Below are 24533 nucleotides of genomic sequence, written 5' to 3'. Positions count from 1 at the left end.
TTAATATACTGATGTTTACCCTATATGGATCTTTATACCTATAAAAAGCATTTTTAGACAACACAACCTAATCCTTTACATTTTTTCCTCTAACAAAAAGTTAATTTCCCTCTAACCAAAAGAGTTCAGCTCACTTTTCAAGAAAGAAGTGAACTGAACTCTTTTTTTCATTATTTTATCTACTATCTATACTAGAAAAGTCTAAAATCTAAATCCCCAGACCGTCCATTCGTATAGTTAGCTTATTATTGTTCTAACACCATCCCCGACAAAACAGCCTTCCCCTGTAAGCCAACTCTTTTTGCAACAACTTCCCCTGCTTCATCAAGGAAAACAAGGCTAGGAACAGAGTCTACACCATATTCTCTGCCTATAGGGTGGTTATCCCGCTCTGATAGATCAAGCTTCTCTAGCGTTACGACTTGCAGTGCTTCTTCATTTTCTGCAAACCATTCTTCTAGTAAAGGTTCTTGTTCGGCGCAGAATTTGCAGGTTGGGGCGTAGAAGTAGATTAGCTTGCCTGCTTTTACTTCACCAAGGCTCAGCAATACATATTCTTCTTGTTCTGCTTCCCCGCTGGGAGTTGAGGTAGACTGGTTACAACCGCTGAGTATTAATAAGGAAAGAATAGAAATTGTAATGAAGGTTAGTATATGTTTTGTTCTAAACATTTAGATTCACCTTTCCATAGATTTGTTTTTGCTTATGTTGATTCCAGAACCAGATTGCCATAAATAGTGCTGTCAAGGCAAAAAGGCCATCTGAGATGATGCATTGCACACAATATGATCCTAGGGAGTAGTAGCGACCTATTTGTAAGGCTGTTCCGAAGATGACGGAGAAAAGAGAGAGAAAAAGTGCTCCATGACCGAAGTAGGGTCTGCGGTCAGCTTGATAAGCTAGAAAGGCTATTAGCATTGCCATCATTGCTCCGAGTAGGCCAACTACTTCATCACCTATTGATAGCCAAGGTATGAAAGAGCAGACACTACAAGCATCGGTAATGTATTTGTCCCAGGCGACGTAGAGCAGGAATAAGGCGTTTGTAAGGGAAACATAAGCGGCAAGGCGATGAGGTCTTAAAAAAGGCCTCGTCGTAGTCATGATTTTTCCCCCTTATAATAGGAAGTTAGTTGGCAAGGATGCTTCTTCTGTAACCATATTATAGCATATAAATATTTGGGTTGAATTCATCTTTGTTGTACAAAGCTCTAATTATTAAGACTTATTATTGAAGCTACTTCTTCATTGCTCTGCTTAATTTAGCTATTTTTTTAATATATGATTGAAGCTTATCAGTTAGTGCTAAAGCTGTCGATGGTAATTAGTTTGTCTTAAGATCTTTATACCTGTGAGCTTCTTTTTCTAGTCGCTTTATAGTGCTCTAGGTTGTAAGCTAAGTGAAATATTAGATAGATTTAATGAAGAAAGTCCAGCGCTTATTAAGAGGCTGGACTTTTTCTAATAGGTTTGTAAGTTGTTAGTTTTCAATTTGTAATGATTCTAAGATAGCTGGTAAGTCTTTTTTCATATGTTTGTATTGGTCGTGCCACTTTTTGTTATCTTGACTGCTTTGTACATCTGTGGGAGGGGCGAGGGTGTAGATTTTATCTTCTGACTCTTTGAGGATTGTTAGGCCGATCAGGTTGGCTAGCTCTTGGCCTTCTTTTTCCCATTCTTCTTTGCTGAAGATGTAGATGGAGAAGATTCTGCCGGCGTGCCCTTCTGTTGAATGGTAGGTTGCTTGATGGTAGACGTCGATTCCTTGTATTTGTTCTTTGATTAGGTAGTTATCTTCCCAGTTAGAGGGAAATGATAAGGTGAAGTGGTATGCTTCGTTTTCGTAGATGATTTCGGGGGGTTCATTGCATCCTGTTAGGGTCAGTGTTAGGGCGACGATAGTGATGATGCATAGGGTCAGGGTTTGTACTTTCTTTTTCACGGTAATGCGCCTCTGCTTTTCTTTGATTTCTGATATGTTTTTGTGGTTTTCTGCATCCTTTCTGTCAGCCTTTTGAAGGACAACTCTGTGATGGTGTTCAAGAGATCTATGATGGATTTATACCTGAGATTTTGTTTTTTAGCCAGATTATAGGGTTTTTGATTTTTTTAGTTTATTTTCTGACACAAAAATAATTTCGAAAAGGGAGAAAACTATGGATATAAAACTTTTTGGTGCTAATGGTTGTCAAGTCTGCCTAACTCTTGAACAGACGGTTTTTAATGTATTAGCAGAGTTAGGGGTAGATGCTAGGGTAAGTAAAATTGATGATGTAGAGTCTATGCAAAAATATGATGTCTTTGCTGTACCTGCGCTAGTGATTAACGAACAAGTAAAGGTAAGTGGTAGAGTTCCTAGCAAGCAGGAAATAATCAATTGGATTAAGGAAGCTTTGTAGTAACGGCTGAGCTTTGCTTATGCTCTTTGTTGGATTTATAGGTATTGTTATCTTGTGATGAATGGCAGATTTCCTGTAATATAGTGTTTGTGTATGCTATCTCTTAGAAGCTTATGTAGTATCTTTGCAGGAGGCGATTTAGGTTGAATCAAGTTAGAAAGATCAAAAAAGTCGTAACGGGTAAAAATGCTGTTGATGGTGCTGGTGTGCATTTGGTAAGGGTTTTTGGTAAAAATGATGTTCAGGATTTTGATCCTTTTTTGATGCTTGATGCTTTTGATTCCGTTAATCCTGATGATTATGTGAAGGGTTTTCCTTGGCATCCTCATCGTGGTATTGAGACGGTTACTTATCTTGTGCAGGGTGAGATTGAGCATGGCGATAGTCTTGGTAATCGGGGTACTATCTTAGATGGTGAGTGTCAGTGGATGACGGCTGGATCGGGGATTATTCATCAGGAGATGCCTAAGCCTGCTGAGCGGATGTTGGGTGTGCAGTTGTGGCTTAATCTACCGTCGAAGGATAAGATGACTACTCCTACTTACGGCGGTATCTCTAAAGAGCAAATTCCTGTTCTAGATGAAGAGGGCTCTAAGGTTCATGTTATTGCAGGCTCTTATCAGGGACAAGCTGGGGCTGTGCAGGGTGTCTATGTTAAGGCGCTTTTTCTTGATGTGGAAGTTGAGCCTCAGGCTGAGTGGGCCTTAGATGTGGATTCGGAGGCTACGCTTTTTGTTTATATTCTTCGGGGTGCAGGGGCTTTTGGTCCTGATGGGGAGTCTGTGGCGGAGAAACATGCTGTGCTTTTTGGTGAAGGTGAGCAGTTTAAGGTGAAGGCTTCTGGTGAAGGGATACGTTTTTTGCTTCTCTCGGCTAGGCCTTTGCGTGAGCCTATAGCTTGGGGTGGGCCTGTTGTGATGAATACGAAGGAAGAGTTGGAGGTGGCTTTTCGGGAGATTGATGAGAAAACTTTTATTAAGTAGTAGTTAAGAGGTAGCTTTTTCTAGATGTATTAGCAATTTTTTTATGATTGCTGGTACATCTTTTTTCATGACTTTTTACTGGTCGTGCTATTTTTTGGTTCTCTGAACTGCTTTGGATGTCTGTTGGTGCTATTAGTGTGTAAATAGATAGAAGAATGTGAAAGTGATTGGAAGGAAAAAGAAGGTATGCAGAGAATAGAACAAAAAACAATCTGTCTTAAACGAAAGAGCAAGGAGGTTCTATATGACGTCTTACAGAGGCCTCTCTCTCCTGCAAAACAGTAGAATTGTTAGAATCTCGTTCTTTTTAATGCTACTTACCCTATTCTTACTATTCCCGAACTTGCACATATCGCAAGCTGAAGAACCAGGTAGAAGTACTGATACACTTTTTACGGATGTACAGCCTACATCACTGCATAGCCCTTTTATCTACTACTTATCCGAACAAGGTATTATCACCGGCTACCCCGATGGTACTTATCTTCCCCAAGAAGGCTTCACACGCGCCCAGGGTGCTGTTATTCTCACTAGAGCGCTTCAATTACAAGTATCGACAACCGCTGTAGAGCACTCAACTTTTAGCGATGTTCCTGCAGATCATTGGGCTTCCTCAGCCATCAAGACTGCGACGGAAGCTGGATATCTGCGTGGTTTTTCTGATGGGACTTTTAGGCCAGAACAGCCACTTACCCGAGCACAAGCGATGACTCTTATGATGAATCTCTCCTCAGAACTTATCCCCAACATGGACAGACCACCTCATCCTGATGTTCCGGCAACACATTGGGCCAAAAATGCTATCGCTGTTGCTCTTGACGCAGGACTTATCGCTCGACCAACAGCTGGAAATTCTTTTCGCCCCGACGACATGTTAACGCGCGGTGAAATGGCTCGCGCCTTGGCCATGACTATGACTCTTAGCCCTACCTTAAACAAAGTGGATCTACCCATAGAATTAAAGGTATGGCAAGGCACGGTAACAGTAGAGAGCCCAGCAAAAGCAAACCAAGCTTCCATTGAAGTTAGTGCGGGCCAATCATTTGAAGTTAGTGAAGGTCAATCCGTCGCTCTATATATAGGTCAAAGAATCGAAGTATCATCACAAAGTCAAGGGGAGCTACGTTTTCCCGATGGAACTTCTATTCTTTTACAAGAAAATAGCATCCTAGAAATTAAGCAAGCCCAGGGGCGGTCTTATGTAAAAAAAGGTGGCAAAGCTGGCATAGCTGTAGATAAGCTTGAGTTATATATGCCCATAGGAAAAATGTTTGGCGGATTGGCTACCTTTGGTGAAGAAAGCGATAGTGAAAACGAAGAATTTGCTTACAGAAATTTAATAGCTGATCATTATTCTTCCCCTGAAATCCTCGCCCCACTTATCGCCCAAGCTTCAGCAAGTGGAAATCAGAACGCCCAGTGGTGGCGAGAAGCACAACAAAAGCGAACAAAAGTGCAAGTTGACGTGCCCTGGGGCGTCGCTTCTGTGCAAGGAACGTTCTGGCATCTTTATGTAAATCCTGATGGTTCAGGCGGTGCCAGTGTTTTGAGCGGCTTAATGGCTGTATCAGCACAAGGCATAACAGAATATCTGACTTCTCTCCAACAGACATTTGTAGCTCTCGGGCAACCACCCACACCAGCCGCTCCTATGGACGATGCGATGGCCCAAGCATGGTTAGCCCTTATAGACTGGGTGAACGCGACGCTGGCGGCTTTCAATGAAAATCAACCAGAATCGCAATTACAACCACAATCAGAAGTATTATCAGAGCTAGTAGAAGCTCAATCGCCGCTTACGCCGCCTCCGCCACCACCTCCGCCTCCACCTCCGCCTCCACCTCCGCCTCCGCCTCCACCGCCACAAGCTCTCCAGGGCTTGCACAATTTATTTAATCAAGTAGCCCAATCGTCAATGCCTAGTGGCCCTGCACCTGATCCTGCGCCAAGCCCTAGCGGTTCAGGGAGTTCAGGAGGGTCTGGGGGGTCTGGCGGCTCTGGTGATTCCGGAGGTTCAGGCGATTCTGGTACTACAACGCCTGTCAGTGACATTATTATCACAACAGACCCCCATGATGTTACAGCCCTAGCTTATAACCAAGAAGTGCGAGTGACACTATCCACAGAGACGACTGAAGCAGATATTCGTTACACCATAGATGGAACAACACCAACAGCATCATCAAGGCTCTATAACCCGAACAATCCAATCATGCTAAAAACACCAAGGATTATGGGCGGAAGTATTACAATCAAAGCCCTTGGCATGAAGTCTGGCATGAGCAATTCTCTAGTTACTGAAAAAACAATAAACTTTAAGCCACACCCAACTGCAACAAGGGTCACTTTTAGCATTGAACAATGACAATTGGGCAGTAATACTTTTCGCTACACCTCTATTCAGCTTTAACTAGCAGAGAAGCTTAATAAGCAGGAGATGAGATTAGGAGAAAACTTAAAGTTATAAAGTTAGAGGATTACAACAAGGGCTCAGTTGCCTAGAAGGGGTGAAACTTTTTTCTATCTGTAAGAGAGCATTCTCATTTCACTTCAAAAAAATGAATAATTCAAAAGGAGGTTGAGGTCCATGAAAAAGAAGCTTCTCATAGTCATAGCCTTGGTTGTCATGCTAAGCTTCTCCTTGGTGGCGCAAGCTTTTGCAGAAACGATTGAAGAAACTGGAGAAACAAATATAACCTTTACTATTACAGGTGCTTTAACACTTGATGTGCCTTATGAAGTAAGATTTGGCTCTATACGTCTGGGCAACCAGACTGACGAATGGCTTTACGTTGGTATGGAAGGCGCAAGCGAATCAGCAGAACTTCAAATCAGACTAGGCGATGAGCCCAAATTTAGATTAAATGGTACAGGGCAATATGACGAACCAGCTAACTGGTATATTGTAGAAGAGTGGGGCTTGGGTGAAGCAGTTTACGATCCTGAATTGAGTGTAATTGGGCAAATTGATGCGATTGATGAACTTATTTTTGTGATTTATAATGGAGAAGCAAGTCAGGTACTTACGACAGATGGCTTTGTAATGAATCCCGGGGTGGAAGTACTGCCCTTAAGACTTGAGATTTCTGTTAGTGGAAAAAGAGAAAATGGTGTAGTAGGTCAAGAAATCTTAGTTCCTTTGATATGGACTTTACGAGATACTGATCTAGCTACGATTCCGGTAAATAATTAATAAGCACTATGAAAAAAAGTCTTTCTTTTTTACTAATCACGGCACAAAAACTTTTCCTCTTTCTTCCCTTTCTCCTTTTACTTTTTCTTTTCCCTTCCCTTGGAGAAGCAGGTGTAACAGTCGCCCCCGGAAGAATCTCCATAGATCAACCTGTAAAAGCAGGTTCGACTATTGAACTGCCGACTTATACCATAACTAACAGATCAGGCATAGCCATCGATGTGATAGTTAAAGTATCAGATCATGGCAGTGATAAAAGAACAGAGCCCCTAGAAGAGTGGTTTTCTTTTTCACCAAAGCACCTAGCGATTGATGCCGGAGAGAAAAGGGAAGTGAAGATTATACTTTCCTTGCCTCCAGACGCGACTCCTGGCTCCTATAGCATTTGGTTTGATTTTTTAGCAAAGCCAAAGGGAGTATCAGGCTTTGTAAACAACTTATCCATCCAACCTTCCTTTACCTTTGACATCCAAGAGATTGCGCCTCCGCTACTCGTCACATCTCAAAGCAGACCTTGCATAATAGAAAAAGTAACTTTTTTTACATACAACCCGAGGGTGATGATTATGCCGGTGGCCTTGCAGTTGGCAGGGGGACGTTTCGGGTGGCAGGGATTCTAACCCATGCCAGGGGGACGTTTCGGGTGGCAGGGATTCTAACCCAGGATAGGTAGGGCTCTCTGGGTTATGGAATCGTCCGAGGCCACTGGGAAACCAAGCTTTTTTCACAGCTACTACACTGCACAGAAGTGCACAGGAGAACCGTCCCTCTGTGTTAGAAGACCTCTTACAGGTTTAATCTTTTTAGATGATTGAGCCTGTGAGCGGTCTTTTTTTGCTTAATATGGGTTCTATATGTTTCTAATTACGCCAAAGCTGATGCCGGTCAATCTTTGTATTTGTCTTATTGATAATCCGCGTTTTTTTGATTCTCTAATTATTTTGTTTCTTTTGTCTTTGTCTAGTTTTTGGATTAGGTTTAAGTTTCTTACGCCAGATGTATTGAGAATTATTTTTTCTGCTTCCGAATCAGTTACTTTATGTTGCTCTTCGTTTTCAAGGCATTTATCTTTGTTTTCTGTCTTGTTATGTTCTGTGAATAGGGCGAGTGCTTTCGGGGATTCATTAGAAAAAAGGCTTAATGCAAGGTTGGTATCACATAAGTTTTCTTTACTTATGTATTCGTTATAGCTACTCCATCGATAATTTGCTATATCTTCAACTAATCCTGCTTTGAGAGGGTTTTGGTGGATGTATCTTAGAACGGTCAGGAAGTAGTTTTCTGTTTCTACTACTTCACTTTTGAATCTATCTTGAAATAAGTGGCCTGTTCTTTCATATTTTTGGTTGTACCATTTTACATAGCGGGAGCCGATTCTTTTGAATATTAGTCCCAGATCTTCTTGTGCTTCCTTTATAAGTAAGTGGATATGATTGCTCATCAAACAGTATCCGTAGAGTTCAAATCCACTTTTTTCTTTGCATACTTGGATTATTTGTAGAATTTTTTCGTAGTCTTCATTGTCTTCAAATATTATTTGTCTATTAATTCCTCGTAGCATTGCATGATATATTCCTGTGCTGCTTTTGACCCTTGCTCTTCTTGGCATAGTCTCACCATCCCTCAAGTTTCTGGCTGTAACGGTTTTTGCTTGGTGGTAGGGGTTGTATGTTTTTTATGTTAATTTTTCTATGTCTAAGTAAACATTTTTTTGCATATTATATCATTCATACCATTTTATTTCTATTGGATTGTGTTAGTCTCTCTTCGTTTAGCTTTGCGTGATTCATTTGGGGCTTGTCTTTATGATTGATCTTTTTCAAGCTTGAAGTCTATTGAAAATTAAGAAAAGACCTCTTACAGGTTTAATCTTTTTAGATGATTAAGCCTGTGAGCGGTCTTTTTTTTACTTAATATGGGTTTGAGTTTTTGTTAGAAATGGCTTGGGAGGCCTTTTTTTGACACAGAAGAGCACAGAAAAGTGCACAGAAGAACCGTCCCTCTGTGCAGTTGGTTAGTTTAATTCTTTTTGCAGTTTCTTTACTTCTTCAATGTCTAGCCCCATTATGCGGGCTACTAGATTTACATCTAGGCCTTCTTTTAGGGCCGCTAATGTTTTTTCTCGCACTGTCTCTTGGCGACCTTCTTCTCTGCCTTCTTCTCGGATCCATTGTTCAATTTCAGTCATTTTCAGCACCTCCATCAAATTCTTCTTTACTTTTTCTGATAAAAAGTTATCTGTAATGGCGATGATTGCTCCCATGATAAATGTCCTTATTGGTGTCTTTATGTTTTTCGATAGTTTTACGGCTTCTATGGTTCTTTCTTCTTTTGTTTGCTTACTCTTCATAAAGGGTAGGAAGATTAATTTTAGTATATCATATTCATCAAATTCTTGAGCCTTGGTTATTTTTTGTGACAGCCTTCTTATGCATGTTCTGTTTTTATCGATATCTTTAGGCTTTTCTCGGGTAGATTCCGTTGTTTGTATTTGTCCATGCTAGTAGGTCTGAGTCTAACAAAAACATTTTTTGAATATTATATCATTTATACCATTTTATTTCTATTGGGTTGTGTTAATCTCTCTTCGTTTAGCTTTGCGTGATTCTTTTGGGGCTTGTCTTATGATTGATCTTTTTCCATGCTTGAAGTCTATTAAAAATTAAGAAAAGACCTCTTACAGGTTTAATCTTTTTAGATGATTGAGCCTGTGAGCGGTCTTTTTTTGCTTAATGTGGGTTTTGAGTTTTTGTTAGGAATGGCTTGAGAGGCCTTTTTTTGACACAGAAGTGCACAGAAAAGTGCACAGAAGAACCGTCCCTCTGTGTTACCCTCCGTGTTACTCTTTCCGTCGAAAAGCTGGTTGGGGCGTCCAGCGATCTAGGCTATATCCGTAGAGAAGTCCTGCTAGTAGTAAGAGGCCTGCATAGCCTACGGCAGGATAAAGGATTCGTACTAGGTTGGTAAAGCCGAATTGTCCGGCCACGAAAGCTCCTACAACTGAAGCTATTAGTAACCAGCGATAAGTAGGGCTTTCCTGACTCGTTAATCGTATGGCAAAACCGAAAAGGCTACCTACGGCTGTAGTGAAAATCTGCAGAAGCAAGATGATGCTATAAGCAATCTGAATAAAAGGCGTAAACTGTGCCGCAATAAAAGCCATAGGTACTTCATAAGCGAGAATACCTGGAAGATAAGCAATGACAGTAAGAAAAATAGCTAGTGAGCCAAGTCCTAATCCCAAACCGCCAAAGAAAGCGCCTCTTCTCAATGTGTCCTTGTCTGGCACGTGCTTACCCATAGGCGCTAGTACTGCTATAGCTAGCACAAGGTTGTAAGATACATAAATGATAGCTGACAAAGGCCAGTAAGGCACAGGAGCTTGAGCTGGGTTTGCTGTTTGGGCCAGTATTGCCCAATCAATAGGATTAAACCATAAGGTAGCAATAAAAATACCGAAAAGGGATAACAAAAGCAAAGGCACTAGATAGCTGATAGCTGAGATAACAGTCGAGATACCAGTCATCACAACAGCCAAAGTAAGTCCTAGAAGCAGAAGACTTCCTATATAGTGCGACAGGCCAAATTGCTCACTGAAAACAGCTCCGGCACCAGCAGACATAGCTGTAAGAGCTCCAAAGAGAAAGAAAGTAATCACACCATCGATTATAGTGCCTAGCCATCGTCCACCAGCATACTGAATCACTTCTCGATGAGACTCTGCCTTCAGGCGCTGACCTATTTCCAAGATGATATAACCGAAAAGAACAAATAAAGCCGTAATAAAGGCGATGGCCAATATTCCTGATGAGCCGAAATAAACAAAAAATTGTAATACTTCTTGACCTGTGGCAAAACCAGCGCCGACGATCGTCCCTATATAAGCGCCAGCTACTTTCAGGTAGGAAATTGAGGTAGTTTTTGTAGTCATGGATTTATTATGAGCAGGGCTAGGTTACTTTTATCCGCTATTCGTTGGGTTAGCTAGGGGTGACTTTTCCTAGCCTAGGTAATCCCAGGCTGTTTGAATGATGCTTTCTAGATTTGTATGCTTCGGGTTCCAGTTTAGTTTTTCTTTAGCTTTTTTGTTTGAAGCTACTAAGATGGCAGGATCACCAGGGCGGCGGGGACACCATTGCACGGGTATGGGATGTCCTGTGATTCGGCGGGCTGTTTCGATTACTTCAAGTACAGAGTAGCCGGAGCCACTGCCAAGGTTGATTGTTCCCGAAGCTTTTTCTTCTCTGGCCGAATGGAGCAGGAAATCTAGTGCTTGCATATGTGCTTTGGCTAGATCGGTGACATGGACGTAGTCGCGAATGCATGTACCGTCTGGAGTTGGGTAATCATTACCAAAGACCTGCAAAGCTTCTTTTTCTTCTAGAGCAACTTTTAAGATGTTAGGTATGAGGTGTGTTTCTGGATCATGAATCTCACCACTTCGACCCTGGGGATCGGCACCAGCCGCATTAAAGTAACGTAGGGAAATCCATTTTAGACCGTGCGCTTTTTCAAACCAGGGGAGCATATCTTCAATTATTTTTTTGGATAGGCCATAAGGATTAGTGGGTTGAAGAACATGATTTTCATCAATAGGAATAGCCGTCGGTTCGCCGTAGACTGCCGCTGTAGAAGATAGAATAAAGTGGCCTACATTGTTTTGAACCATGGCTTGAATTAAGGTAGCTGTTTTGGCACTGTTAGCTAGGAAGTATGTGCCCGGTTCTTTCATCGATTGACCGACCAAGCTTCTAGCGGCAAAATGCATAACGCTTTTTATTTCGTAGCGTTGGAATAGATCTTGTAAAAGTTGACTGTCACCAATGTCTCCTTCTACGAAAGGTATGCCTTCAGGAAGCAGTTGTCGAAAGCCCGTACTTATATCATCAAGAATTACAACAGGCTTTCCTGCATCACGGAGGGCTAAGGCCGTGTGACTACCAATATACCCTGCGCCGCCTGTGATTAGAGTTGTCATGATTCTGCTCGCTCCCCTTTGCTACTGGCTTCCGACTTGATCGCGATGTTCGATAAAGTCATAGCGGCGGCTGTCGTCGATGTTGTGTATTCTCCGCTCAATGATCAGCTTGTCTTCTTTTAGGGTAAGGTAAGTGATGCAACCGAAGTCGAGGGGGCATTTGTATTTGGCTTCTACTGCTAGGGCGTAGGCTGTAGTGATTCTTAGGTGTTCTGCTTGAGGAACTTGGAAGAAAAATACTATTGGCATCGACTCCCCAGGTTCTATGTGAAGGAAATCGACTGTAAGCCCCTTCTCTATGCCGATCACAGAGCCATCAACTGACATATCAACAGAGAGGGGTAGAAAAGTAGCGGCCACTTCATCTTCGCTAACAGCTTCTTCATTAAGTATGGTATCTACAAGTCGAGCCTTCATGCTATCAATTTCCCTCTGTAAGATAAGCTGAGTCTGCCGGTCACTATTAGCTAGCAAATGAGGGTTGAGAGCTTGCAGAGTCGACATCTTTTCTAGAAGTATTTCGTAATTGGCCACACCTAGAGTATAAAAAGATCTCCGAACTTCTCTATAAAGATAGCGAATTTTGCGGCACAGTTCCTGTTGATAAAGCACTTCTTCATAACTAATCTGGCCGGGAATTAGATCTTCCATAGTAAGCATAAGACCTTCATAGAAAGGATGAAGAGGCTGTTTATAATAGTTCCAGCCGCGCAGTTCCTCCTCTACCCCCTCAGAGCGAACTAAGGTAAGTTGACTCTGTAACTTATGCTTTTCTGCAGGTGTTAGATAAAACATAGTCCTAACACCTCCTTCCCTATAAAACATCACTCTAAGTTGTATTTCCTGAACAAAATTGTGACAAGTTACCCGGGAGTTTGTGCTTGTTATCACAATTTTAACACTTTAAGTTGTATCTGACTAGCCCTTTTTGCATATTTTTGCACAATTTACTTTTTTGCGCCATGTAAGCTATTACAAACTATGACTACTTCTGTTTTATACAATAAGCACAGTAAGTACAGCAACTTTCAAGTCGTATTTTTCACAACTCTAAGTTATAATATAGAAAAGAGCAGGAGGTGTTTTCTATGGCCCATAAGATTAAAGAACTGCGTCAATCTTTTGCTATGACACAATCCGACCTTGCCAATAGACTTGGCGTGACAACTTCTGCCGTAGGCATGTATGAGACAGGCGCTAGAAACCCCAGTTACGATATTTTAATTAAACTTTCGCAAATCTTCAAAGTACCGCTAGAGCAAATTGTAGATCTGGCCACAGAAACACCTCACGAAGAAATAGATGAAAAGCCCTTAGTTAAACTCACAGAACTTAGCTATCAAAAATTCCACCTAGAGTACATACATCCCCAGAAGATTAGAGCGAAGATAAAAAAAGACTTACAGCTCCCTACAGTGCAACTAGCTCAACAAGTGCAAAGAGCCTTCCAGTATTTATTAAGTGATAGTTCTTTTCATCACCCTGATATGAAAGAATTGGCCAAAAAAGCTCTGCTCAAAGACGAGAGCTACCGAGGCATCACTATCTCACCAGAAGAATTTCCTTTTGCTAAGGAAAGCTTCATCGATGGCATTGTCAACCTTTTTTACGAAGACATCAAAGGACCAAAAGAAAAAAGCGTTGATTTCATAGAGCAAAAAATAAAGCTCCCTGTAGGCGCTCCCAAAGTCATCTTGCTAGGTAAAGTTGGCGTAGGCAAGTCAACAATCATCAAAAACATCACTAACTTTGGCCCAGCAATTAACTTCCCTTTTACCGACACCTCTCGTACAACAACATACCAGACAGAATATATCTTCAAAAAAGCCAGACAACAACCGCACAAGCTGGCTCTTTCTTTTATGTCTTACGATGAAATTGTACAAGAAGTAGAATCAGCTATTGACAGAGCAGTAGAAGCAAAAATAGATCTATTCTATGAAGAAGAATACGAAAAGCCCGAAGAAATGAAGTTTGAAGTAAAGCGCCCTGTAAGTGAAGAAGATCGCATCTTAAGAGCTTTTTACTCCGACCCGAACAAGATATTGGACTTTCGTTTTTTTATGGGTAAGTATTATCGACAAGAATTTAGACTAACTCACGCGACAGGCTCGGGGAAAACAATGGCTTTATGGGCTACCATCTACCGCAATATAAACAAAATAATGAAAGAAGTGAAGACTTCAGACTTCACTTCTTTAAGGCGCAACAGTAATAGATATAACAATATACCATCTAAGAACATGGAATATCTAAGGCACAAGTACTATGAGTATGTGCTAGAAAGTTCTGTTGATAATTATTCCACCTACTCTAGGTTGCTAAGCCATATTCTCACTGAAATAAAGCTAAATGTACATAACATTCTGACCCAGCTAGAAAGCAATGAGGCTATCTCTTCTCCTTATATAATGAAAGAAAAAAATTACGACTGGCCTACAGGCTTTGCTTGTAACATTCGTGATTACGAATCAAAAGACTTTTACCAGTTCATCAAAACTTTTACGTCCCGAGAAGGAAAAGATTTTGGTTCTACCCTAACGCCACTAGTCAAAAAAATGCGCCTCGAACTTCCATATAACAGCCAGCTAGACGAGAAAGTTACCCGAAAAGGGATTATTTTTATTGATACTGTTGGGACAAGCCATGTGGTAGAAGAAGGATCGAGCATCGAAAACAGCGTTAACTTTAACTTAGATCAAGTAGATGTGGTCACAGTAGTAGACGATAGCAGAACGAGTATGTCTGCTGATAGCCTCAATATCCTTAAGCATCTCACCAACCGTATCGCCAAAAACAAGATCTTTATGGCTTACACTTTTTATGATGACTTTAGCAAAAAAGAATTTTTCGACGATTACGATGATGAAGAATACGTAGATGCACAAAAAAAAGACTATCTTCTGAGTCTGCAAAAGAGTAAAGTAGCTTCACTTTTGCAGGAAGATAGACCGGAAGTTGTTAAATTTCTCAAACAGTTAGAGCAAAAGACGACTTTTTTGAAAGATCTTATCCATAGTAAGTCCCTTAGAGTAGAGGAAAATTGTTCTGCCCTAAATGAATTTTTGACTAAAATCCAGGACTACTACAGGGCGAAGCACAATTACCTCATAGTTGATAAAATTTCTGAACAAGCACCACTGGTTGAGTACGACTATAAAAGACTTTCTATGATCTTTTTTAATGAGATCTTAGAGAAATACAGGGCAGAGCAACATAAGATCTATTTCCTAAAGCCACCGCATTATAAAGTGACGGAAGCTCTGACCAAAAGACTTACCTATGGGGAAACTTACTACAGGGGAGCGCAAACCTTAAAACCTGTTGATGATCTTTATACAATCATGCTAGATAATTTGTATCAATTTATTCTAAAGCCTAAAGTAATTAACTTTAAGAAGCCTTATGCAGAAGGAGAAGAATATAAAGCAAAGTTATTAGAAAAGTTAAAAGAAGTTATTTTCGAGAATCTGGCACAATACTTAAGAAAAGAATTTACCTCTTCAACGATGAGAGATAGATGGAAAGTGCTGTATATGGATTACGGAATTGGCTCAGACTTTCGTAGAAGAATGGGCATCATAGATACACTTGAAAAACTCTTAATTCCTTATAGAAGTTATATTGATAGACCAGAAGAAGAACATATGGTTGATAAGTTGGAGTTGTTGTTTAGGTCTTCTGTGGAGAAGTTTGAGAAGGTAATTGAGAAGGAGCGGCGTGTTTGGTAAGAAGTTTTTGTGAACTGTTCTGGGGGCTTGTGCTAGGGGGGCTTGTGGTGGGGGTCTCTTGCGGGTTAGAAGTCAAGGGGCTCACACCCTAGTTAACGAGAACAGTCAGATTGACTCAGGAATTAATGGCAAATTAAACGGCCCTTTGGCCTTAAATCAGGAGGTTATATCTTGCACATAACTTTTCAAGAAATCACGGTAAAAACTCCCCGTCGCCTATCTTTTGTTGATATAACGAAAGATATCGCCAGAGTTGTCAAGGAAAGTGCCGTTACCGAAGGAACGGTTGTCATCTTCGTCCCTCATACAACGGCGGCCGTTACGATTAATGAAAATGCAGATCCCGATGTACTTACTGACCTAACTACGATCTTTCAACGTTTGGTTCCTAATCTGAGAGAATATAGGCACATTGAAGGCAATTCAGACGCCCATATGATGGCAACACTAACAGGCTCTTCTGAAACTTTGCTTGTCCATCAAGGTAAGTTGTTCTTAGGAACATGGCAAAGCGTCTACTTTGCTGAATTCGATGGACCAAGACAGCGGCGCGTGGTAGTACAAGTGCAAGGAAATGTTATTAAAAATAACTTATAGCATCAAGTAGATCTTGAAGAAAAAATAACCCACTATGATCATCTTCAGTGACCATAGTGGGTTATTTTCATCTTGTTGTTCTTTAGGAAAACATCTTGCCTTAGGTAAGCATCTTGCCTTTGCGTGGCAAGCATAGTGTGGCTTGGGGTTTGGGTTTGGGTTTGGCTTGGGCTCGGGCTCGGGCTCGATCTTGGGCTTAGGCTTGGACTTGGGGCTTGAACTAGGGTTTTGGGTTTGGGCTTATAGCTTATTTTGCTTCTCTTAGTTCTGCGATCTCGCCTTCGTGACGAACAATAATTATGGATAGCCCGTTGACTGATTTGTCAATTCTTGAGATCTTTGTGTCCATTACGTCCATACGTTTGTTAAGGCGCTTTAGTTCCGCATTTGTTTCCTCTTGATTCTCTTCGACAACACAAAGCCTTTGGATAGTTTCGTCTTGCTTCTTGTTGATAATTTCTAATAAGGATATTACGTTCTGTTCTTGACTCCGCTCTAGGCGAGCTTGGCCTTCTTTTAGGCTGGCTACGTCTGTTTCTAGGTTGTCCATTCTGGATTCTAAGCGAGCTTGGCCTTCTTTCAGGCCGGCTACGTCTGTTTCTAAGCGAGCTTGGCCTTCTTTCAGGCTGGCTACGTCTGCTTCTAGGTTGTCCATTCTTTGCTCAAGCTTGTCCATTCTCTGTTCAAGTCTGTCCACTTTTGCTTCTAGACGTATTTGGCCTGTTTTGACATCTTGGACTTCGCCTAGAATCTGTTTTAGAAGCTCTTCAATCATTTTTCTCCCCCCTTTTGTCTTATTATATTGCTGTTAATATATTGCAGTAAGTTAGAGGTTGCTTTGTTTTTTAATTACTTCTATTCAATTCCATCTGCTTGTATTATACCATAGATGGTATTTCTTTGGAATATATGTTCTAAGTTTTCTTTGTAGTTGTTGTTTATCCATTATTATACGACAAAAGATGGCTCTGCTACCTCCCCCTGGCTCACTTTGATCTCTCCATGACACACAAACGTCCCCCTAGCTCTGATTGTTTAGGACTATTTCTTGTGGTATGATGAGCTCAAAAAAAGATGCGGATGTGTTGCAATGGAGAACTTGCACTACTGGCTCAGTGGTACTTTGTTTATCTTTGCCGCCATCGTCCTAGCTATGGCTTTATATTCTTATCGAAGAAAAGAAATATCAGCGGCCAAAGCTTTTTCCTTCTTATGCTTAGCAACGTTTTTTTATTTTTTTGGCAATGCCATGGAGCTGGTCAGTACAGAGCTGTCAGAAATGCTTTTTTGGAATCTTGTTCAATCGGTCAATACATTCATTCCTTTTTTCTGGCTTCTGCTGGCCCTTCAATACTGCGGCAAAGAGAAAGCTTTTCCTCCCTTCTACATAAAATTGTTTTTTTCTCTGGCCTTGTTGCTGTTACTAGGAAGATTCACCAACCCTTTGCATCATCTTTTCTACCACCATGTCTACATGGAATACAATGGCTACTTTCATGTATTTAAAGCTCATAATGGTCCGCTTTTTTATCTGAAATTCATTTATACTACGATTGCTTTTCTGCTTAGCAATCATCTGTTCTATCAGTTATCTCGGGAGTCTAAAGGTTCTGTGAAAAAGTTGGGCCAACTAATGTTCGTAGCCTCTTTATTGCCTTATTTGGCTTACGCTATGTTTATCTATGTAGGTGCTCCTTATGGTATTGATCTTGTACCATTGGCTCTGGTAATTAGCTACTTTTTCTTTATGTTAGCTATCTTTAAGTTTCAATTTTTTGACTTGATCCCACTGGCCTATCATAAAGTATTCGAAAGTATCAAAGATGCTGTCATTGTATTGGACAAGGAGCAGAAGATATTAGACTATAATCCAGCGGCCAAGGCTTTTTTTCAAAAACTTGACAAAAAAGCGATAGGTCAAAATCTAGATGAGCTCTTTCAAGACCAAGTAGAGCTAGTCAAGGCTGTAGATAAGGGCGTAGATAGCACGATCACTTTCCAAGTCAAAGACCGTCCTCACTATTACGATCTAAAGCTTTCTGCCCTAACAAATCAAAAAGGAGAAGAGATAGGCCGCATTATTGTGCTTAGTGACATTACGAAGCAAGTTGCAGTGACGGAAGAGTTTAAGTGGATGGCTTCTCACGACGAGCTTACAGGTATCTACAATCGTCGCGTTTTCTTTGAATATGGCAATCATGAACTAGAGCGCTTAAAGCGCAACAAATTGCCTCTTTCCCTCATTATGTTTGATATTGATCATTTTAAGCGAGTGAATGATACATACGGTCACCAGGCTGGTGACGTGGTCTTGCAAAAAGTTGCTGAAGTCGTAAAGAAAAACATCCGTGCTTGTGACCTTTTCGCTCGCTTTGGCGGTGAAGAATTTGTGATCTTGTTGGCCGACGTGACTCCTCAGAAAACTATGGCCGTAGCGGAAAAATTGCGTGTAGCCCTAGAAGCGATGGAGGTCACTACGGAAGGTGTACTGATCAAGGTTACTTCTAGCTTTGGTGTATCAGGTGTGGAAGCGGTAGGTCAAGAAAGCCTTGACGTCCTCATCGCCCAAGCCGATCAGGCGCTGTATGAAGCCAAAGCCAGAGGTCGCAATCGCGTGGAAAGCGCTATGATGATCTCCTGTAGAAAAAACTAAGCTGGCTTATAGTAATAAAACATCCCTCACCGTTCGTAGAGGCTTACGAACGGTGAGGGATGCTTTTTGCGTTGTTGAGGGTGCTTCCCACTTGGCTATTCTTGTTCTTGATTCTGATCTTGATTAGGTGGATCTGGAATAGGGTCTTGAAGTCCTGGTGCTTGCTCATCTGGTGGTGCTGGAGCAGTTGTACAAGCAGTTCCTAATGTAAGCAAAAGGCTTAGTGCTATAATGTATAACAGTGTTTTACTTTTTTTCATAGACCCTCCTCTTTCTTTTTTTTAGTATGAGAGTGATGAGATGCTTTTATGCTGATTTATGGGTTATAGAAAGAATGCTGTTGATATGGGTATTGCTGAGAACTTCTTTTCTGCCTTGGAAGTGTTTGAAACAGAAAAAGACCTCTCAGGAGGTTCATCGCTTTGGATGATCCTTGTGAGAGGTCTCTCATTTTTATAATATATTCTTAATTTTTCTGAACATTCATAATTGTTTCTGAATTGTGTAAGGGACGTACCCTTGCTGGAGGGAGGCTGGCCGGCATAGTCTCCGCCTTTTTCCTTGTTTTCTTTAAGAATGATACCATGGAGGGGAAAGTTGACACAAGGTAGGTGCACCCGTACAGTCTCGCTGGTTCACGCTAGCGCTTCAGTTTTCGCGGGGTCAGACCCCATTCCGACTCCATTCCGACTTCAAAAAAACGGCCTCAGCCCCAAAGATATAGGACAAAAGCCGCTTAGAATATTATATTTCTGTACTTTCCATGATAATTCAGTCACCCACGAATTACAGGGTTATATTGCGATAGCTTATAAAAGATCTCTTGTGAACCCAAGAAATCTATATAAGGAAAGCCCCAATTATGATGTACATTTTCTAATTCCAAAGCATGCTCTGCATTATAGCACGCAAATAAAATAGTCGGAGTAACGTAATTATTGGTTAAATAATTATAAGCTTTATCTAAGTAGTGGACCTTATTTTTTGTACTTTGTTTCACCCTTTCATCGTCAAATGGCAAGGTTCTTGGAATAAAATTGGTTATATTTGATTTGCATTCAATAAATTCTATTGGCATATCATCGCTAGTGTGATAGACAATATCACACTTACAATTCGATTCGCCAACAACATATCCATTATCTAAAATACTTGGCTCAATATAGACATCATAGTGACAATCCGTGTTTTTGAATGGACCTAAACCATGAATTACTTTTTCTAGGATACCTGATCGTATATCACTGAATTTAGGATGATTATATATTTCGCTAAGAATATTTATTATCTTGTCTTTATAAGTAGCATTTAAACTTAGATTTGGGTTATCTAGTATTTTTTCAAATACCTGGGTATTTGCGTTATTATTGTTTTTATACAAACAAAATATTCTTGCTATGTAAGGAAACAACTTCACATTGCTAATAATTTCATTGTAAATATCATTAACAAGAGAATCATTACTTAAACCACTACAATTATTAAAAGACAACGGCATATCATCTCACCTAATACTTTGGCATTGCTTTGTAAGGAGGTAACAGCAAGGGAGGGAAACCCATACGGGTAGTTACATTGCTCACAATCTCTCTAGCATATGGCCAAGCATTTATTATTACGTTTTTATTTGCAAATTCATTAATTTCTTCTAAGAAATTACTTAAATCCAGCGTGGAGTTATCTGTAACTTCAATATAATAATTCAAGTAAAGTTCAAGACTAATATCAAAAAGCTTGTCTTTAGAATCAATCAGATCGTAGTCCTTTTCCCCTGAGTTATTCTCATTGCTGAATGTTGCCAATGACAAACAAAATGGAAATATTAGTTCTATGCCTGATTGAATGACTTCTTTTGTATTATACTTGATCGCGGCATCAATAGGTTTACTCCCCTTATGATTAAAAGCAGGATTTTGATTACAATTTAAACTAATTAGTTCAATATTTTTTAGTTCTATCATTGAAATCAATTGACTGTACTTTTCTTTATTATCCATAGTAGTCATCCTTAAGCTATCTTTATTCGTGGCTTGTTAACATCATAAAGGATATGCATTTTGTACTCTTTATTATCAATAGGTAGCCTTGTTTCTATTTGTTCTCCAATAAAAAAGCCACTGAGTTGGAAATCAAACTCAATGTAAACCAAAGCTTCATAAACGTACTTCAATAATGTTTCTAAATTATCATTGTTAATGTCGCTACTCATTAAGGTTAAGGCGATTTTTTCTTGGTTCTTTACTAATTCTCTTAAGTGTTCTAATTGTATATGATTAAGTGCATTGGATTTCACTCGTTCGATAGTTTTTCGTAAGATTGACATACCACTACGTCCTAACCAACACTCAATTCTATACACTTCTTCAATTAGTTCATTGACAGGAACATCGGTTGATATTTCATTAATAGTTAAAATACCTAATTTTACTTTATCTAGCATACGAAAAAGCAGAGTTGAAAAAGCATTCAACTGACTCTCTAACCTCATAACATGGTTTGTATCAGATTTCAGACTTTTATTACTATTGTAGTTATCAATCGAGAGTACTGGTTTATTTACTTTAATATTCTTCATTAAAAAACCTCCCGTTAGCACAGATAACTACCTCCTAACAATAACCACTATCTAAAAACCATTTTATACCATTTATCTGGTTTTTATGCGTAGTTTTGTTTCTGGAGTGGAAGTTCCTGTAATAATTCATCTCACTAGCGTTTAAGAATCAAAAAACAAAAGAGCCTCTCCGGTAAATATGTAGATATCTGACTAAATCCCAGTCTTTACTTATAAGAATACATTTTATGCCATGCTAGTTATTATATCTTAATATTGGTATATAATTTTCGACCAAAATTCAATATTTCCTTCAAATATATTACGACATGCTTCGACACACCGAAGATACTTCTATCAATCATGAGGAAGTACTTTTTCATTAGACGGATAGGCAGATAAAGTTTTTTACCTATAAGGCTCTTTGTATTTTTCCATCTGCTCATCGTCCAATAATATCAATTAGGCAGTGTACGAGGAGGGCATGAAATTGATTTTTTCTTGTCTGAATTTTCCGATAATTAATCACTTGCTTCTCCAGTAGCCTCCTTTGTTCGTAACAAGGCCTGTTAGTTCTAGCAGGGTTAGCTGGGTTGTGGTTTCTGGAAGAGGTAGGTTTAGTTGATGGCGATTCCAGGCAGTTCATTGGTGAGAGTACCCCGATAATAAAGCAAAATCGGTGCTTCCTTATATTCTTTTGCCACTTCTGGATAGAGCGGCGCATTGATAGTTAGGATATTTATCTCTTTCTGAAGTGTCTGCTCGTAGAGTTTTTCTGCTTTTTTTATGTGTTCTGATGTTTGTGCTTCTATGACGGCCTTGCAAATGGTCGGATTGATGCCCGATTCGTTGAGCGCCTCTTTTGTAGCATGAAAAATGGCTTCTGGGTGCTGAAAGTGCTTGAGCAGTTTCTTTTGATTAACGGGTCCAACGCCATGGATTTGGCTTAAAGCAATCCAATAGGTAAGCATTTTTACACCACCAGTAGTTTGGACTGTTCTTTGTCCATTTCTCGACATGATAAGGCTGTGAGTATGTGGGATTGTTCGATTGTTTTGGCACCATCTAAGTCAGCGCTTGTGCGTGCTATCTTGAGCAGTTTGTGATAAGTCCTTGCGCTAAATTCGAATTGTTGATGGGCCAGTTGGAGTATTTCGAGACTATCACGCTGTAAGGGGCAAAACTCTTTGACCATAGCTTCGTTCATTTGGGCATTGCAGTTGATACCGGTTAGGTGGGCGAAGCGTTCTTGTTGTTTTTTTCTTGCTTCTTGTACTCGCTGTCGAAGTTCTTCGGAAGATCGCCCTATGTCTTCAGGGCTTAGGCGGGTGATGTTGACGGGACGAACATTTTTTTGGATATCAATGCGATCGAGTATGGGGCCTGATATCTTTTGGCGATACTTGAGAACTTCATAGTCGCTACAGCGGCAACGTCCTTGGCCGAAGTAACCACAGGGACAGGGGTTCATGGCTGCCACAAGCATAAAGTTGCACGGGTAGGTAACGCTATGGCGGACACGAGCGATGGTTACCTTTTTGTCTTCGATCGGTTGGCGCATGGCATCGAGAGTCTTTTTGCTATATTCGGCGATTTCGTCGAGAAAAAGGACACCGTGATGGGCCAAGGATATTTCACCAGGCACGACGGGGCTACCTCCGCCAACAAGGGCGTTGAGAGAGGCATTGTGGTGAGGTGAACGAAAAGGACGTTCTGTGATCAGGCGATCTTGCTGGTATAAGAAACCGGCAACGCTGTAGATTTTGGTTACTTCTAGGGCTTCTTCACGGCTAAGTTCCGGTAAGATGGTGGGAATACGTTTGGCGATCATAGATTTGCCACAACCTGGGGTGCCGCTCATAAGCATGTTGTGTCCACCGGCAGAAGCTAAGACGATGGATTCGATTAAAAGTTCTTGTCCAAGAACGTCTCGAAAATCTATGGTCTTAAAGGGTTTGATTGCTTCTTCCTCAGGTGGTATAGGGTCGGCTCTGCCTTTTCCCTGTATGTACTCTACAAGACGCTCGAGTCGAGAAAAACCTAGCACTTCTAAGCCTTCTACAAGTTGCGCTTCTCGAATATTTCCTGTTGGTACAATCAGGTGTGTTAGTCCGGTCTGGCGTGCTTTGATCGCCATAGGAAGTACACCTTTGACGGGGCGAATCTGGCCGTTTAGCGAGAGTTCTCCGAGAAAAGCATAGTTATTGCGTTGTAGATCATCTAATTGGATCTGCTTCGATGCATTGAGCAAGCCAACGGCCATGGGCAAATCAAAGTGGGTGCCACTTTTTTTGATGTCACCTGGCGCTAGGTTGATGACAATCTTCATTTTGGGAAATTCGTAGCCCGCAGTGATGAGTGCCGATTCTATCCGTTGTTTGGCTTCTTTGACGGCTGTATCTCCTAAACCAACAATGGCCATAGATGGTTGTCCTGTTAAAGTCGATATTTCTACTTCTACCTGGTATCCATCGATACCATTGATGGCAAAGGATTTAAGAACCGTTGTCATCGTCCTCTTCCCCTTCCTCGTCGCCATCAAGAAGCAATGTTGCAGGAACCTTGCTTTCTGTTTGGCCATCGATGGCTACTTCAACATAGTGCCTGTATCTTACAATCGTCGGTTCGGAAAAGTAAGCGAGAATTCGCTCTGGTGTAGATAGTGCGTAAGGTCGTCTCTCCATGTATTCCCCAAAACTGCTCCAGGGGTAGTCATCGGGATGATCTACCATCTTGGCTTTTACGGGATTCAAGTGGATGTACCGGCTGATTTCTAGCATATAGCGGTCTGTGTCGATAATTTCAGAGCGGAAGCGACCTTGCATAAGTTGACCAACAAAGCGGTATTTTTTGTTGAAAAAGATGGCGTACTTCATATGTATTCTTTTCATGATGGGCCCTGGTGGAGTTTCTAATGTTTCTAGCTGAAGATGCACGTGATTGGTCATTAAGCAATAAGAGATGAGCTTAAAAGGTAAGATATCCATGACTTGTCGGATCATGGCGAGATATACTTGCCGGTCTTCATCATCGCGAAAGATTTTATGGCGATGATTGCCGCGACTCATGATGTGGTACACTGCACCGGGATACCAAATTCGAGGTTTTCTCGGCATAAGAATCACCTTTTTTGAGTACCTTTGGCTAATTTTGTTTTTTCTTCTACGTTTTGTACGTAAATTCCTTCTTTGATTGGGGTATTTATTTCTCTTTTCTGCTTATTGACAGTCGTTGTCGGTTTCCTTAAATACAATTAACTATACTAAAATTGTCCAGGTGTCGTGACCTTGCCTAAAAAAAGCCGGAGGAACTGATGTCCTCCGGCCTGGGTGTTTGGGCTTAAGGTTGTTAAGTTTTCTGAATGTTCGTAATTGTGTCTGAATTGTGTGAGGGACGTACCCTTTTTCCGGAGGAAGAAAAACCGGAGGGGTTTCTTCCTCCGGTC

The 24533-nt window shown here is 40.8% G+C and carries 24 protein-coding genes; 8 read left to right on the top strand and 16 right to left on the bottom strand.

Going from position 1 to position 24533, the window contains the following annotated elements; translation table 11 throughout:
* Positions 1-245: 245 nt before the first annotated feature.
* The 3 genes from F9B85_RS11480 to F9B85_RS11470 all read right to left on the bottom strand — a co-directional run bounded on the left by F9B85_RS11480 (position 246) and on the right by F9B85_RS11470 (position 1942).
* Positions 246-671 (bottom strand): thioredoxin family protein, encoded by a 426-nt coding sequence (locus F9B85_RS11480; RefSeq protein ID WP_151621053.1) that lies wholly within the window; start codon positions 669-671, stop codon positions 246-248.
* Entirely contained in the window at positions 664-1104 is a 441-nt protein-coding gene (locus F9B85_RS11475) for a hypothetical protein (RefSeq protein WP_151621051.1), read from the bottom strand. Before F9B85_RS11475 ends, F9B85_RS11480 begins: the two co-directional genes overlap by 8 nt.
* Before the next feature lie 376 nt (positions 1105-1480).
* Positions 1481-1942 carry a hypothetical protein gene (locus F9B85_RS11470; protein WP_151621049.1) on the bottom strand — a complete coding sequence of 154 codons (462 nt, stop codon included), beginning with the start codon at positions 1940-1942 and terminating at the stop codon, positions 1481-1483.
* Between the two features lie 214 nt (positions 1943-2156).
* Here F9B85_RS11470 and F9B85_RS11465 point away from each other — a divergent pair, with 214 nt between their 5' ends.
* From F9B85_RS11465 to F9B85_RS11445, 5 genes are all read left to right on the top strand, one after another.
* Positions 2157-2399, top strand: a complete 243-nt coding sequence (locus tag F9B85_RS11465; protein WP_151621047.1) for a thioredoxin family protein — start codon at positions 2157-2159, stop codon at positions 2397-2399.
* 143 nt (positions 2400-2542) lie between these two features.
* On the top strand, positions 2543-3382 hold the full coding sequence (locus F9B85_RS11460; protein WP_151621045.1) for a pirin family protein: 840 nt from the start codon (positions 2543-2545) through the stop codon (positions 3380-3382).
* Between the two features lie 244 nt (positions 3383-3626).
* Positions 3627-5747, top strand: coding sequence for an S-layer homology domain-containing protein (locus tag F9B85_RS11455; RefSeq protein WP_151621043.1), 2121 nt, complete (start codon positions 3627-3629; stop codon positions 5745-5747).
* Positions 5748-5969: 222 nt separating this feature from the next.
* A complete protein-coding gene (locus F9B85_RS11450) occupies positions 5970-6575 on the top strand; it encodes a hypothetical protein (RefSeq protein ID WP_151621041.1) in 606 nt (201 codons plus the stop codon).
* Positions 6576-6583: 8 nt separating this feature from the next.
* Positions 6584-7195, top strand: coding sequence for a COG1470 family protein (locus tag F9B85_RS11445; protein ID WP_151621039.1), 612 nt, complete (start codon positions 6584-6586; stop codon positions 7193-7195).
* 230 nt (positions 7196-7425) lie between these two features.
* Here the strand turns inward: F9B85_RS11445 and F9B85_RS11440 are convergent, their stop codons facing one another.
* The 5 genes from F9B85_RS11440 to cas4 all read right to left on the bottom strand — a co-directional run bounded on the left by F9B85_RS11440 (position 7426) and on the right by cas4 (position 12348).
* Positions 7426-8184 carry an REP-associated tyrosine transposase gene (locus tag F9B85_RS11440; RefSeq protein WP_151621038.1) on the bottom strand — a complete coding sequence of 253 codons (759 nt, stop codon included), beginning with the start codon at positions 8182-8184 and terminating at the stop codon, positions 7426-7428.
* 405 nt (positions 8185-8589) lie between these two features.
* Positions 8590-8838, bottom strand: a complete 249-nt coding sequence (locus F9B85_RS11435) for a hypothetical protein (protein ID WP_151621036.1) — start codon at positions 8836-8838, stop codon at positions 8590-8592.
* Between the two features lie 576 nt (positions 8839-9414).
* Positions 9415-10506 carry a YkvI family membrane protein gene (locus tag F9B85_RS11430; protein WP_207707110.1) on the bottom strand — a complete coding sequence of 364 codons (1092 nt, stop codon included), beginning with the start codon at positions 10504-10506 and terminating at the stop codon, positions 9415-9417.
* 69 nt (positions 10507-10575) lie between these two features.
* Positions 10576-11553 (bottom strand): UDP-glucose 4-epimerase GalE, encoded by a 978-nt coding sequence (galE, locus tag F9B85_RS11425; protein WP_151621034.1) that lies wholly within the window; start codon positions 11551-11553, stop codon positions 10576-10578.
* Between the two features lie 21 nt (positions 11554-11574).
* Positions 11575-12348, bottom strand: a complete 774-nt coding sequence (gene cas4 / locus F9B85_RS11420; protein WP_170270471.1) for a CRISPR-associated protein Cas4 — start codon at positions 12346-12348, stop codon at positions 11575-11577.
* A gap of 293 nt (positions 12349-12641) precedes the next feature.
* On the opposite strand from cas4, the gene F9B85_RS11415 reads away from it, so the two are divergent.
* Both F9B85_RS11415 and F9B85_RS11410 read left to right on the top strand, forming a co-directional pair.
* Positions 12642-15284 carry a helix-turn-helix transcriptional regulator gene (locus F9B85_RS11415; protein ID WP_151621030.1) on the top strand — a complete coding sequence of 881 codons (2643 nt, stop codon included), beginning with the start codon at positions 12642-12644 and terminating at the stop codon, positions 15282-15284.
* A gap of 171 nt (positions 15285-15455) precedes the next feature.
* A complete protein-coding gene (locus F9B85_RS11410) occupies positions 15456-15881 on the top strand; it encodes a secondary thiamine-phosphate synthase enzyme YjbQ (RefSeq protein WP_243138184.1) in 426 nt (141 codons plus the stop codon).
* A 247-nt stretch (positions 15882-16128) separates the two neighbouring features.
* Here F9B85_RS11410 and F9B85_RS11405 read toward each other — a convergent pair whose 3' ends face one another.
* Positions 16129-16656, bottom strand: coding sequence for a hypothetical protein (locus tag F9B85_RS11405; RefSeq protein ID WP_151621026.1), 528 nt, complete (start codon positions 16654-16656; stop codon positions 16129-16131).
* Between the two features lie 315 nt (positions 16657-16971).
* Between F9B85_RS11405 and F9B85_RS11400 the strand changes: the two genes are divergently transcribed.
* Positions 16972-18534, top strand: coding sequence for a histidine kinase N-terminal 7TM domain-containing diguanylate cyclase (locus F9B85_RS11400; RefSeq protein ID WP_151621024.1), 1563 nt, complete (start codon positions 16972-16974; stop codon positions 18532-18534).
* A gap of 95 nt (positions 18535-18629) precedes the next feature.
* Here the strand turns inward: F9B85_RS11400 and F9B85_RS14435 are convergent, their stop codons facing one another.
* From F9B85_RS14435 to F9B85_RS11370, 7 genes are all read right to left on the bottom strand, one after another.
* Positions 18630-18794, bottom strand: coding sequence for a hypothetical protein (locus F9B85_RS14435; RefSeq protein ID WP_170270469.1), 165 nt, complete (start codon positions 18792-18794; stop codon positions 18630-18632).
* 515 nt (positions 18795-19309) lie between these two features.
* Positions 19310-20032, bottom strand: a complete 723-nt coding sequence (locus F9B85_RS11395; protein ID WP_151621022.1) for a hypothetical protein — start codon at positions 20030-20032, stop codon at positions 19310-19312.
* A gap of 10 nt (positions 20033-20042) precedes the next feature.
* On the bottom strand, positions 20043-20531 hold the full coding sequence (locus F9B85_RS11390) for a protein-export chaperone SecB (RefSeq protein WP_170270467.1): 489 nt from the start codon (positions 20529-20531) through the stop codon (positions 20043-20045).
* An 11-nt stretch (positions 20532-20542) separates the two neighbouring features.
* The gene (locus F9B85_RS11385; protein ID WP_151621018.1) at positions 20543-21109 is read right to left on the bottom strand and encodes a hypothetical protein; all 567 of its coding nucleotides are present in this window, start codon (positions 21107-21109) and stop codon (positions 20543-20545) included.
* Positions 21110-21705: 596 nt separating this feature from the next.
* The gene (locus F9B85_RS11380) at positions 21706-22059 is read right to left on the bottom strand and encodes a hypothetical protein (RefSeq protein WP_151621016.1); all 354 of its coding nucleotides are present in this window, start codon (positions 22057-22059) and stop codon (positions 21706-21708) included.
* 2 nt (positions 22060-22061) lie between these two features.
* Positions 22062-23600, bottom strand: coding sequence for a YifB family Mg chelatase-like AAA ATPase (locus F9B85_RS11375; RefSeq protein WP_151621014.1), 1539 nt, complete (start codon positions 23598-23600; stop codon positions 22062-22064).
* The gene (locus F9B85_RS11370) at positions 23584-24204 is read right to left on the bottom strand and encodes a transposase (RefSeq protein ID WP_243138183.1); all 621 of its coding nucleotides are present in this window, start codon (positions 24202-24204) and stop codon (positions 23584-23586) included. Before F9B85_RS11370 ends, F9B85_RS11375 begins: the two co-directional genes overlap by 17 nt.
* Positions 24205-24533 lie beyond the last annotated feature (329 nt).

Source organism: Heliorestis acidaminivorans (assembly GCF_008933955.1).
Taxonomy (GTDB): domain Bacteria; phylum Bacillota; class Desulfitobacteriia; order Heliobacteriales; family Heliobacteriaceae; genus Heliorestis; species Heliorestis acidaminivorans.
This window is presented reverse-complemented; position numbering and strand designations above follow the sequence as displayed.